The organism is Kordiimonas sp. (assembly GCF_048264555.1).
Classification (GTDB): domain Bacteria; phylum Pseudomonadota; class Alphaproteobacteria; order Sphingomonadales; family Kordiimonadaceae; genus Kordiimonas.
Map to the genome: position 1 here is coordinate 183928 of NZ_JBLXCX010000006.1, position 10955 is coordinate 194882.

At 53.0% G+C, this 10955-nt stretch carries 13 protein-coding genes; 4 read left to right on the plus strand and 9 right to left on the minus strand.

The features are described 5' to 3' along the window. The first annotated feature begins 66 nt into the window (after positions 1-66). A complete protein-coding gene (locus ACN0XZ_RS15900) occupies positions 67-2247 on the plus strand; it encodes a tetratricopeptide repeat protein (protein ID WP_417458778.1) in 2181 nt (726 codons plus the stop codon). Positions 2248-2251: 4 nt separating this feature from the next. Here ACN0XZ_RS15900 and msrA read toward each other — a convergent pair whose 3' ends face one another. Next, a complete protein-coding gene (gene msrA / locus ACN0XZ_RS15905) occupies positions 2252-2722 on the minus strand; it encodes a peptide-methionine (S)-S-oxide reductase MsrA (RefSeq protein WP_417458779.1) in 471 nt (156 codons plus the stop codon). Between the two features lie 117 nt (positions 2723-2839). Between msrA and ACN0XZ_RS15910 the strand changes: the two genes are divergently transcribed. Next, positions 2840-3199 carry a hypothetical protein gene (locus tag ACN0XZ_RS15910; RefSeq protein WP_417458780.1) on the plus strand — a complete coding sequence of 120 codons (360 nt, stop codon included), beginning with the start codon at positions 2840-2842 and terminating at the stop codon, positions 3197-3199. A gap of 3 nt (positions 3200-3202) precedes the next feature. On the opposite strand, the gene ACN0XZ_RS15915 is transcribed toward ACN0XZ_RS15910, so the two are convergent. From ACN0XZ_RS15915 to ACN0XZ_RS15930, 4 genes are read right to left on the minus strand one after another with little or no spacing between them, the layout of a single operon-like run. Beyond that, on the minus strand, positions 3203-3574 hold the full coding sequence (locus ACN0XZ_RS15915) for an acyl-CoA thioesterase (protein WP_417458781.1): 372 nt from the start codon (positions 3572-3574) through the stop codon (positions 3203-3205). After that, entirely contained in the window at positions 3571-4734 is a 1164-nt protein-coding gene (locus tag ACN0XZ_RS15920) for a mechanosensitive ion channel family protein (protein WP_417458782.1), read from the minus strand. The genes ACN0XZ_RS15915 and ACN0XZ_RS15920 overlap by 4 nt, the downstream gene beginning before the upstream one ends. Positions 4735-4753: 19 nt before the next feature. Then, complete coding sequence (locus ACN0XZ_RS15925) at positions 4754-5011, minus strand: hypothetical protein (RefSeq protein ID WP_417458783.1); 258 nt, start codon at positions 5009-5011, stop codon at positions 4754-4756. Between the two features lie 41 nt (positions 5012-5052). Continuing rightward, complete coding sequence (locus tag ACN0XZ_RS15930) at positions 5053-5832, minus strand: DUF1499 domain-containing protein (protein WP_417458784.1); 780 nt, start codon at positions 5830-5832, stop codon at positions 5053-5055. A gap of 241 nt (positions 5833-6073) precedes the next feature. Between ACN0XZ_RS15930 and ACN0XZ_RS15935 the strand changes: the two genes are divergently transcribed. Next, the gene (locus ACN0XZ_RS15935) at positions 6074-6502 is read left to right on the plus strand and encodes a CBS domain-containing protein (protein ID WP_417458785.1); all 429 of its coding nucleotides are present in this window, start codon (positions 6074-6076) and stop codon (positions 6500-6502) included. Between the two features lie 9 nt (positions 6503-6511). Here the strand turns inward: ACN0XZ_RS15935 and ACN0XZ_RS15940 are convergent, their stop codons facing one another. The 4 genes from ACN0XZ_RS15940 to ACN0XZ_RS15955 all read right to left on the minus strand — a co-directional run bounded on the left by ACN0XZ_RS15940 (position 6512) and on the right by ACN0XZ_RS15955 (position 9600). After that, positions 6512-7714, minus strand: coding sequence for a TIGR04063 family PEP-CTERM/XrtA system glycosyltransferase (locus ACN0XZ_RS15940; RefSeq protein WP_417458786.1), 1203 nt, complete (start codon positions 7712-7714; stop codon positions 6512-6514). A gap of 10 nt (positions 7715-7724) precedes the next feature. Beyond that, positions 7725-8747 carry a patatin-like phospholipase family protein gene (locus tag ACN0XZ_RS15945; protein ID WP_417458787.1) on the minus strand — a complete coding sequence of 341 codons (1023 nt, stop codon included), beginning with the start codon at positions 8745-8747 and terminating at the stop codon, positions 7725-7727. Between the two features lie 87 nt (positions 8748-8834). Continuing rightward, positions 8835-9041 (minus strand): helix-turn-helix domain-containing protein, encoded by a 207-nt coding sequence (locus ACN0XZ_RS15950; protein ID WP_417458788.1) that lies wholly within the window; start codon positions 9039-9041, stop codon positions 8835-8837. A 13-nt stretch (positions 9042-9054) separates the two neighbouring features. After that, positions 9055-9600, minus strand: coding sequence for a hypothetical protein (locus ACN0XZ_RS15955; RefSeq protein WP_417458789.1), 546 nt, complete (start codon positions 9598-9600; stop codon positions 9055-9057). A gap of 94 nt (positions 9601-9694) precedes the next feature. Here ACN0XZ_RS15955 and ACN0XZ_RS15960 point away from each other — a divergent pair, with 94 nt between their 5' ends. Next, positions 9695-10384 carry a hypothetical protein gene (locus ACN0XZ_RS15960; RefSeq protein ID WP_417458790.1) on the plus strand — a complete coding sequence of 230 codons (690 nt, stop codon included), beginning with the start codon at positions 9695-9697 and terminating at the stop codon, positions 10382-10384. Positions 10385-10955 lie beyond the last annotated feature (571 nt).

The window sequence follows — 10955 nt, forward strand, 5'->3', positions numbered from 1 at the left end:
GGTGCGGCAACCGCCCATCAAAAATTTCTAGTCTTTTCCTGAGCGCCCCTTTAAAGGGCATGCCTTATGGCTGAACTTGCTGACATATTTGAGACCGCGCGCGAATTCTCCGAGCTTGCGCTTCATCAGCTTTCAAGTGGTGAACTTGAAGGGGCTGAAAAGACCATGCGCGCGGTATTGAAGTTTGCGCCGAAACACGCGCCTGCCTGGCGGCTGTTGGGAGATATATTATCCGCGAGCCCCGGGCGGCGAGGTGAGGCATCGAAGGCCTATGCGCGTGCGCTTGAACTCGACCCGGGCGATCAAGCGGCCGAGGGTGGCCAGGTGAGGCTTGGCGCCCGCGAGACAGCAGCCCCTTATGCGCGCCATATCGAACGAGAGATGTTATTGCCCCACATGGCACCCGCGGACGGCAAGGAAGTTGCAATTGCCGACGCGCGCGCGGCCGAAGCGGCGGAGAACTGGCAAGGTGCAAAACGCGCTTGGGAACGGGTGCTTGAGATAGACCCAAGCGATACCTGGGCTTGGTCTCAGCTTGGGCATTTGCTGAGCGTGAACCTGCATGATTATGAAGGTGCAGAGAAAGCCTTCCGCACCGCACTTGAAGAAGACCCTACCGATGACTGGGCCTGGGGCAAGCTTGGGATCATGCTGGCTGATTTCCTCGGCAAAGTAGACGAAGGGCAGGCCATGTTGCGCCATGCCATCAGCCTTGAGCCGGGAGAGTGTTATTATCATGGCTGGCTCGGTTGGTCGCTCTATCGACAAAGTGAAGATTTTGAGGCGGCTGAAAAAGTGCTCGAGCAAGCGGTGAAGCTGTGGCCAGAGTATCAATGGGCGTATTTCCACCTGGGGTTTGTACGCTACGCGATGGAAAGCAAGCCACGTGCTGCGGAGAAGGCTTTCCTCTCTGCCCTGGCCCTTGACCCGGAAGACGTGCCAACGCTTTATAATCTGGCGTGCCTTTATGATGAGCAGCTCGATAGCCCCAAGAAAGCCCTCAAGTATTTTGCGGACGTGATTGAACGCAATCACGCGGACGCAACGGCATTCAAGCGGCAAGCTATTCTTTATCATGAGCATTTCGACGATGTGGAACAGGCGGCATTTCATTATGCCCGCGCTGTTGAACGTGACCCACTAGACGCCGACCTCAGGGTAAGGTTTGCGTGGCTGATGTGGGAACGTATGGCGCGCCCCGATGATGCCATCAAACATCTTGAAAAAGCTATTGAGCTGGTGCCGGACGACCCGTGGACGCTAACCCATATGGCGCAGGCCAAATATCATGGCCTGGGTGATATGGACGAAGGCAAGGCTTACCTGAAACAGGCGCTAAGCGTTGATAATAGCTTTGATTGGGCGCACGTGCTTTTGGGCTCTCTTCTGTTTGATGAAGGAGAAGACCTTAAGCTCGCGGAGTATCATCTTCGTGAGGCGATCAAGCTCAATCCGGCTCAAAGTTTCGCGTGGTCTCGGCTCGGGCGTCTGTTGCTGGCCACAGAGGAAGATACACAAAGTGCATGGAATGCGCTTCTGCGCGCGGTTGAGCTTGCACCCGGTAATATGGACGCAGCGGCTGATCTGGTGTGGATGGGGCTCTACCGCTTGTTTCGGGCGGATCTGGTTGCTGACTATGCGGATCAGATTATTGCGAGTGAGGAGGCTGGTGCCTTTGCGCTTTCTCTTGCCGCGCTTGTGAAGCGCCAGTCGGGCGATGACAGCGGCAACGTGATTGACGTGCTGCGCCGTGCAATAGAGTTGGATCCCGAGGATCATTTTGTATGGCATACCTATGGTGAAGTTCTGCTTTATGATCTCGCAGACCTAGAGAACGCGGAAGAAGCGCTTCTAAGGGCACAGACCCTTGCGAATGATTGCAGTACTCTGGACTGTGATATTGCACTGGTGCGCTATGTGCAGGGCCGTTTTGATGGTGCCCGTGCGCATTTTGAACGAGCGCTTGAGATAGATAGCGAGGTGAGCCTCGCATGGCGGGCATATGCCTGTTATTTGGCTTTCAGTGGCGGCGACGAAGCACTTGCTGAAGAGGCGTTTGAGCGCGCTGTTGAGCTTGAAGACAAGAATTTTGAGCCGTGGGCCATCTATGCGCTCTATCTTGCTGATCAAATTGGCCGCGAGGATGATGCCCGCATTGCAATGGAAAAGGCCCTTGAGATTGCTCCTTCGGGCCTTGATGTAGAAGATTGGGCGCGGCGCTTCTATCGCCCGCTTGTGCTTGGCTAGGCTACTAGATGTGGCAGCTTGTCATGCCGCGTTTCAAGAGATACTGCTGATGATATTCCTCTGCAGGCCAGAATGTCTGTACGGGCTCGATCAGGGTCACGATGTCGCGTTTGAAACGACCTGATGTGGTGAGTTCGTCCTTTTTGCGCGCGGCGACCTCTTTCTGCGCATCGTCCTCATAGAAGACAACAGAGCGGTACTGCGTGCCAACATCCGGCCCTTGCCGGTTAAGTTCTGTTGGGTTGTGGTTATCAAAGAAAATATCCACAAGTGCATCATAGCCCACCTGTGTTGGGTCATATTCCACTTGCACAACTTCCGCATGGCCGGTCTTATCCGTGCAGACTTCCTGATAGGTTGGGTTTTCTTTGCTGCCACCCATGTAGCCAACGGCGGTGCTTAGAACACCCTCTGTTGTGCGAAAGGTTTCTTCAACGCCCCAAAAACAGCCAGCACCAAATGTTGCGATTGCCATGATCTTGTCTCTTTTATGCTTAGAGTTACACACAAACTGTATTGGGTGCGAATATGTGGTTGCACCGCCTGCTTGTCGAGGGGCAATATGGTAAAAATCACGTGTTGGAGGTTGGGTGTGACAAGATTTCTTAAAGCTGCCGCTGCGTCGGTGCTTCTGATGGCGAGCGGTTCTGTATTAGCGCAGCAAACCGAAATACCGGCTGACTTGCTAGCGCTCGATTTTCAGCGCTGCATGAAAGATTGTGAGCCAGGTTTTGGTAAAGAAACCTGCACGCCTCTTTGCAACTGCACAGTCGATGAGTTCAAGAAGCGGCTGGATTTCAGCAAATATTTGGATCTTTCTGCTGAGCTTTCGCGCGGTGAGCTTTCTGCGGGTAACCGCTCAGTGTTGGACACTATCGCCAACTTCTGCGCGTCCGAGCTTGAGAAAAGCGGTGTGAAAGTGGGTAGCGGAGACGCTACCCAGAGCAACTAAGCACTAACCCTTGATGGGGCGCGGGCGGCCTTCTTTATTGATTGCCACAAAGATATAACGGCCTTCTGTCACTTGATGGAGGCTGCGTTCCAGTCCGCGCTCGGCGAATACCTCGATTTTGACAGTGACGGACGTACGGCCAACCTTCTCGATGTCTGTATAGATGCTGATTACGTCGCCAAGCTCAATCGGGCGATGGAATTTCATGCCTTCAATGGCCACTGTGGCGACGGCACCTTGGGCGAGCCTGCTGGCTGTATCCGCGCCCGCAAGGTCCATCTGGGAAAGGACCCAGCCACCAAAGATGTTGCCGTTTACGTTGAGGTCAGACGGCTGGGGGATGGTGCGGATGGTGGCGCGGCGGTGTTCGCTCATGCTTTGGACTTTCCGGTTGTTTCTGAAACAGCGTTATGAAGCGGGGCGATCTCAATATCGCCCGGCAGCGCTTCAAGATACAGAGAGCGGCTCGGGAAGGCAAAGCCTGTTCCCGCATTTTCCACGATACGCTTTATCTCTATGAGAAGCTTTTCCTTTATCTCCAGCCATTCAAGCCAGTTTGTGGTGCGTGTAAAGCAGTAGAGCAAGATGTCGATTGAGCTGCCGCTGAAGGAGTCAATCCGCACAAAGGTGGCAGTTTCTTCAGGCTGCACAAAGTCTTTGTTCTCGAGCAGGTATTTCTCAATCCCGTCCCGCACTTCCTGCAACTGGCTGGAGGTGGAGCGATATTCAAGTCCGATCACCCACTTGATTCGGCGGAATGTCATACGAGAGAAATTGGTGACCGCGTGGTCGGATAGCTTGGTGTTGGGCACAAATACGGGGGCTTTATCAAAACGCCGTACAGTGGTGGTGCGGAACCCGATCTGCTCGACCGTGCCTTCAACGACACCGTCCACCAGTATCCAGTCGCCAGGATGAAATCGGCGTTCACCAATAACAAAAAGCCCGGATATCAGGTTTTTAAAAAGGTCCTGTGCGCCAAGGGCAACGGCCACACCAAAAAGACCAAGGCCAGCGATCAACGGGCCAACTTCAATGCCCCATATCTCAAGAATGGCGGCGGCGCCAATGAGTGCAAAGGCTATGCGGATCGCTTTGGATAACCAAAGGATCATGGCTTCGGTGAGGAAACGATCTGCGCGTTGCAGTAGGTCTCCCACGGGGCCGGATGCCCGGTAAAGTGCCCAGAAGATCACAAAGGCGATCAAGGACCGATTGAGCTTTGAAGCAAGTGCTGCGCTTTCGGGGTCCAGTTCCAGATAAGCGGTCGCGAAGAAGATACCAAGCACGATGGGAATAAAGCGAACAGGCCCCTCAACCGCCGCGACGATCGAATCATCCACACTGGTGTTGGTGCGGTTGGCCCAGGCGACAAGGCGGTTAAGCATGAAGCGAGTAAGAAGGTTGCGCAATACCAAGAAGAGGATGAAAATGCCAACGGCCACAATGATCTGTCCGATATCAATGCCAAACAAACCGTTTTTCCAAACATCCTTTACAAGGCTAAAAAACTCTTCCCAGTCTTCAAATTTCACGCTTCACCTGTTTGATTATTTACTGCCCTTGGTCTTTATCGTCATCATGGCGATAAAGCTGGTGGACCTGATCATCATGGCCATGCTTATTACTGAAAAATAGAAGCGCCATCAGCCCAAAACCGATCACAAGGGTGAAAAAGAGGCCAATGACCATGGCAGTGACACCGTGGCCTGAAAGTGTGACACCTTCAATCTTGCCAAAAACATAAAGCGCCCAATAGGCGACAAGACCAAGGGCGATAAAAGCGGCGAAAAAGGCAACGATGTTTTTCATGCTGATTTCCTAACGAACCAACTGGGGGAGAGGTATTCCCGTTAACTGCGCCGGGCGTTGATCGCGTCGCGGATATCTCTGATCAGTTCTGCATTCACGCCCATGTTGGCTGTACCGAGCCTTGAGGCGGCACGAATGTCAAGAATTGCCGATGCGGCGTTTCCGCGCACACGAAGGACAAGCACGCTGTCGAAGCCGAACCAGGGGGCATGGTATCGGGCCTCAATATGGCCAGTGTTCAGGCTGGAAGCCACAATCTGAAACCCCATTTCGGTCAAGATGTTAGTAACATCGCGTGTCGCTGTTTCTACGGTACCGGACAGGGTTATCGGCAGCAGGTCACCATAGGCTTGTTTGTGTCGTGCCTTGTATTGCGGGTTCGTGATGGCGAAACCGTCCTGCTCAGGCACATCGAGCGCTATAAAACTGGGAGGAGCCTCCAGATTTGTGCTGACATCATAAAGAGGTCCTGCGACTTCAATGCGCGTCTCCATCGCCCAGACCACATATCCGAACCCAGCGACAAGAAGGGCTGCCACCACACCGCGCCAACTGGTTCGCACGCGTGGACTCGTTTGTCCGTGTATAATGCCTGCTACGGCAAAACCCGCTGCAACCAACACGAGGCGGGCGGCGACATGCAGGATTTTATTCCGGAGGTCCATGTCGGCGGGGTCGAGGACAGATGGATTGAGAAACTCTATCTGATAGGCTGGACCAACAGCCACGAGAGCAAGGCCCGCGAGGCATGCAGTAAGAAAGCCGAGCGTTGAAAACACCGACGGGCGTCGTTCGCCTTTCTTAAAAAATATCCGTGACATACGTTATACGCTCCCCCGTATTCGTGCTTTGTCCGCTGCCCTCATTCATTGCCCGGCTATGTTGTAACGCAACGGGCAGGCGAGGGGAAGGGGGCCAAGCTATAGTTTTTCAAGGATAATCTGGCCCGATTGTCCGCTTGTCTTTGCGTCTGGCGCTAAAAAAAGGCATACTATAGGGAGTGTTCTGAGCCCAACCGCATGCCACGGCGCGGGTGATCGCGCCTTTGAAGAGGAGACGCGTATGAATGTCGGTAGAATTCTTGATCAGAAAGGTAACGACGTCATCGCTCAGGAAGCGGGCTGCACAGTCCTTGAAGTTGCCAAGCTTCTAGGCGAGCGCCGGATTGGCGCGGTACCTGTTACCAAAGGTCGCAAGCTTGTCGGCATTATCTCTGAACGTGATGTGATGCGTGGGCTCGCCATTCGTGGTGGCGGCGTTTTGGCCGATGATATCTCCACACTGATGACCAAATCGGTTTTCACCTGTACACGGGACGACAGCGTTCAGCACCTGATGGCAATGATGACCGAGCGGCGTATTCGTCACGTGCCGGTGCTGGAGAACGGCGAACTTGTCGGGATGATCTCCATCGGGGATGTTGTGAAAGAACGTATGCAGGAAACGGAACAGGAAGCTGCTGCGCTGAAGGAGTATATCGCAAGCGCGTAACCACGATCTTCAGCGGCGTTTCAGCAACTTCTCATATATTGCCTCATAGCGGGCAACGCTTGCGTGCCAGTTGCGGACGTTTTCGACAAAATGCCGACCGGCTTCATGGTATGATTGCCAGCTTTCCCGTTCGTTTATGAGCGTTGAGCAGACCTCTACAAGGTCGCTTGCATCGTCAGCTTTAAAAAGCCGTCCGGTCTTGCCATTTTCGATGAGTTCGCGATGCCCACCGATATCGGATGCCAGCACCAGTTTCTTAAGTGCCATGGCTTCAAGGGGTTTTAAGGGTGTCACGGTTTCCGTTAGCCGCATGGAGTGGCGGGGATATACCATGATATCGGCAACGCTGTAATACCGGCGCACATCTTCATGGGGCACTCGGCCTGTGAAGATGACATCTGTCTCAAGACCAAGATCTTTTACGGCCGCTCGCATTTTGCCTTCGGAAGGACCGCCTCCCACGAAAAGAAGTGCAGCGTCAGGGTTGCGGGCTTTCAGAGCAGGGAAGGATTTGATCAGAAATGTCAGGCCTTCGTACCCGTAGAAAGAGCCGATAAAGCCGAGTATGGTTTTCCCTGAGAGACCAAGACTTGCTTTCAGCTGTTCATCACAAGCCTCAATGGGCGGAAAGTTATCCACATTCACAGCGTTTGGAATGATAGTGATTTTCTCAGGCGCGACACCTCTCCCAATAATATCCTGTCGCAGCCCATCGCAGATTGTGGTGACATGGCTTGCGCGCTTTATGGCGCGCGTCTCAAGTGCCCGGCTTAAACGGTACCGAAGGCTACCTTCTTTTGTTGTGCCGTGGTCAACAGCGGCGTCTTCCCAAAAGGCGCGAATTTCATATACGACGGGGCGGTTGCCAGCGGCGGCCTTGGCGGGAAAGAAGTTCAGGACGGGGGAGTGGGCGTGCAAGATGTCTGGCTTTATTTCTTCTACCAAGCCACGCAGGTGCTGTGCGGTGGTTTTAATCTCAAACCACTCTTTAAGGCCAGCAGGCGTCCACGCGGCAGGCTCATTATTTGGTGTTCGATATATTCTCCAGTCCCCGATATCTTCATGCGTTTTGTCTCCTGCGCCGTGGCGAGGTGTGGTCACAAGTATAGGGTCCCAGCCCCTCGCCCTTTGTTCGGCTACAATAGACATGGTGCGAAACACATATCCGCTTTGTTTTGGTAGAGAGTGATCGAGAACATGAAGAATGCGCATGGCCGCTTTCCTAATGGTTGATTCGGTGGCTGATGATCGCCAGCGCATCTTTTATCTGGGGTAGAGCGAGGTCAAATGCCGTAGCGCCTTCGTCAATGAGTTCCGAGGCGCGGTGAAATTCCATCAACCCGATGTGCCCCACCTTTGGGCTGATGGAAACATCTGGCGGGTCACCTGCGAGACGGGACCTCGAAAGCCTGTTCTGCATGATATTCAAGCTAGCCATCAGGTTTGCGAACAAGCTGGGCGCATCTTTTTTGTGGCCGAATATTTTGCGAAATACAGAAGACTTCTGGGTTTTGCCAAGCATGGCGGCCCTGTCGTCGGTCTCGGCGAACACGCCATAATCGTCGCTTTTGAGCGCACCATCCGCCTGCGCACGCCTGCGGCCATACAAGTCTTCCGCAAGGTTAACGGCAATCACAATCTCACATCCGGCTGCGCGACACACAGAGACGGGTACGGGATTTACAAGAGCCCCGTCCACCAGCCAGCGGCCATCCAGCTTGCGGGGTTCAAAGATCCCGGGGATCGCGAAGCTCGCACGAATGGCGTCAGACATGTCACCGCTATCAAGCCAGATTTCATGTCCGCTTTTGAGTTCACATGCTACGGCGGTGAAGGGTGTTTTAAGGTCTTCGAAGGCGACATCGCCGAAGCGGTCATCCATAAGACGATTTAGTTTGTCGCTGCCGAAAAGCCCGCCACCCAAGCGGAGGTCAAGTAAACGAAAGAAGTTATATTCCTTGAGGCCGCGTGCCCATTCTTCAATCTCATTGAGACTGTCGCTCGCATATGCACCGCCGACAACCGCGCCAATCGAGGTGCCAGCGACCATATCAATAGGGATACCTTCTTCGTGCAGCCGCCGCAGTACGCCAATATGCGCCCAGCCACGGGCAACGCCAGCGCCTAACGCCAGCCCAATCTTGGGGCGACGGGGGGTGTTCTCCGTTATGGTTATATCAGGGGCATTCGCTTCATCTGGCGTATCCGCCGCGCGTTTTTTGTCGCCCTTTAAAAGTCCAAGCATAGTACTGAAACGATCCTCAATAATGAATGCATCCAACTTGCGGCATTATGGCTGGTCTACGCAAGGAATAAGCTTTGGCGGCATGAACTACTCTTTTTCAAAACCGAGGATATCTCCAGGCTGGCATTCCAGATAGTCGCAGATAGCTTCGAGGGTTGAAAAGCGCACACCCTTCACCTTGCCGGACTTCAGAAGGCTAAGGTTGGCTTCAGTGATTCCTATATGAGCGGCAAGGTCTTTTGATTTCACCTTGCGTTCGGCGAGCGCCACATCAAGTCTTACGGTAATTGGCATGGTCGGCCCTCGTTTAGACAATCTCGTTCAGTTCTTCGCGTTGTTCACGGCCAACACGCATCATATGAGCAATAGCAAGCGCCATAAGGGCAGGGATCAGACCCAGGAGGTCGCCACTGCGAACAGCCATCATCAAGATACGTTCCCCTGGCGAGTTGTTTGCAGTCAATACGAGGACAAGCAGGGTCTGGCTGATCCAGTTGGCGAAAGCGTGCCATAGAAGGAGTTTACCCGCTTTGATACAATAATGCTCAGAGGAGATATTAAACCAATTCCCTGATTCTGCTGACCGGATGAGCGGGAGCAGAGACCATAGAGCCATAGAGAATAAAAGCCCGGGAATGAGCGTTACAATAAAACCCAGGACTCGTTGCCAAGGCTCCAGCCTTTCAAACCCGCCATACTTTTCCACCAGGACGTTTGTGTCCAGATAGCTGTAGCTGTTTGGGTCAAGCCACATCCATAAAATTGGCGCAATGACGACTATGATAGAAATATAGATCAACCACCTTAGGGCAATAAGGCTCGGAATTCTCCGGTTTTCGGCGGTTTTCGGCATATTTTACCTCTATGGTGGTTTTATAAAATTATTGTTTTACAGCAATTAATTATCTGATAATGATATCGCGACCGCAACGATAAGGAAAGTGAAGATGAAGGGAAGGGTGTCAAACGCCATCGTTATCCTGTCATTCACGTTGTTGGTCATTATCGTCATGGTGTCGGGCTTTGCTGATGCAAGCGCCGAGGACGATAGCGAGGAACAGGCGAGCCAACCCCAAGGGCCGCTTGTGGTGCCAATTTATCCCGAATTTAGCACGGACGATAAAGAGGAAACACCCAAGCTGCCTGAAGGGGCTGACCTGCGAGACAGCTATATTGTGCTTGAGGATGGTTCTGTCCTCTCTGTTGCCGATTGGATTCTTGGTTCGCTGAATAAGAATGATACCGGTATTGGTATGAGCGATTATCAGAACAGGCTTTTTCTTGGGCAGGTGGCGCGGGCTATGGCGGGTATGGATGAGAATCTTATAACCCGCAACGTGGTCAACACTGGTCCCGTTGTTCCATACACGGCGCGGGAACTCGCGGCACCGGTGCAGATCTTAAAAGCCCTGAAGAGTATGCTCTTCCCTGAGATGCCCAAGAACTGGTCTCCCGCCACAAGCGGCGGAGGTTTTACCCGGAACCGCTGGCAAGAAGGGCACGCGGCAGTTCTATTTGAGCGCCAGATGTCTGAGGCGATGGACCGTAATGCGGGCGAGTTATGGGAATCAGGGACGATGCAGACCATGCTGAAAGAGCATATCAATGCATCTGAGAAAACCGACAACCCGAAATAGGGGGGGGGCTGTACAAGCAGCTTTTCTTGAGTGTCTCCTGATACACTTGTGTCCTCCTATATAGAAGGTGAGTGATGGTCTCCCCTGAGTTACAGGCGGTGTTATACAGCGTATTAAGGCGGTTGTTCCCTTGATTCACGATATCGCCGCCCCTGATTCACTGGGTCTGGTACCTAATCCTTCTGATTCAAGCATTCCTGATCGGGTGATTTGCCGCTTTTGGGGGTGTTTAATCGAAGGGTTACCAAAAGGTTTAGGAAATTGATTGCCGTCTGCGAAACATAATTGCCATCAGAAACCAATTGTTAACATATTTGGTAAGAAAATGGGGTTTCGGGCGCCAAATTGAGCTTTTTTAAGAAAAACGCAAAAAAGGTGTTTACAGGGTGAGAAACCACCCCTATAACCCGCCTCCACCGACGGGGTGCACCGCCAAGCGCGACACACCGACGGGACGCAACCGGGACAGACCCAAGGGTAGGAAACGGAAGCACTTTTTGTTCTTTGACATAGTTGATATGGAAGGGAGATGTGGACGGTGGTCTGGTGACCATTGTTTGGATCTCAAGGA

Coding starts and splice junctions, on each gene's coding strand:
- ACN0XZ_RS15900 (WP_417458778.1), top strand. CDS start 67: ATGGCTGAACTTGCTGACATATTTGAGACCGCGCGCGAATTCTCCGAG.
- msrA (WP_417458779.1), bottom strand. CDS start 2,722: ATGGCAATCGCAACATTTGGTGCTGGCTGTTTTTGGGGCGTTGAAGAA.
- ACN0XZ_RS15915 (WP_417458781.1), bottom strand. CDS start 3,574: ATGAGCGAACACCGCCGCGCCACCATCCGCACCATCCCCCAGCCGTCT.
- ACN0XZ_RS15925 (WP_417458783.1), bottom strand. CDS start 5,011: ATGAAAAACATCGTTGCCTTTTTCGCCGCTTTTATCGCCCTTGGTCTT.
- ACN0XZ_RS15930 (WP_417458784.1), bottom strand. CDS start 5,832: ATGTCACGGATATTTTTTAAGAAAGGCGAACGACGCCCGTCGGTGTTT.
- ACN0XZ_RS15935 (WP_417458785.1), top strand. CDS start 6,074: ATGAATGTCGGTAGAATTCTTGATCAGAAAGGTAACGACGTCATCGCT.
- ACN0XZ_RS15940 (WP_417458786.1), bottom strand. CDS start 7,714: ATGCGCATTCTTCATGTTCTCGATCACTCTCTACCAAAACAAAGCGGA.
- ACN0XZ_RS15945 (WP_417458787.1), bottom strand. CDS start 8,747: ATGCTTGGACTTTTAAAGGGCGACAAAAAACGCGCGGCGGATACGCCA.
- ACN0XZ_RS15950 (WP_417458788.1), bottom strand. CDS start 9,041: ATGCCAATTACCGTAAGACTTGATGTGGCGCTCGCCGAACGCAAGGTG.
- ACN0XZ_RS15955 (WP_417458789.1), bottom strand. CDS start 9,600: ATGCCGAAAACCGCCGAAAACCGGAGAATTCCGAGCCTTATTGCCCTA.
- ACN0XZ_RS15960 (WP_417458790.1), top strand. CDS start 9,695: ATGAAGGGAAGGGTGTCAAACGCCATCGTTATCCTGTCATTCACGTTG.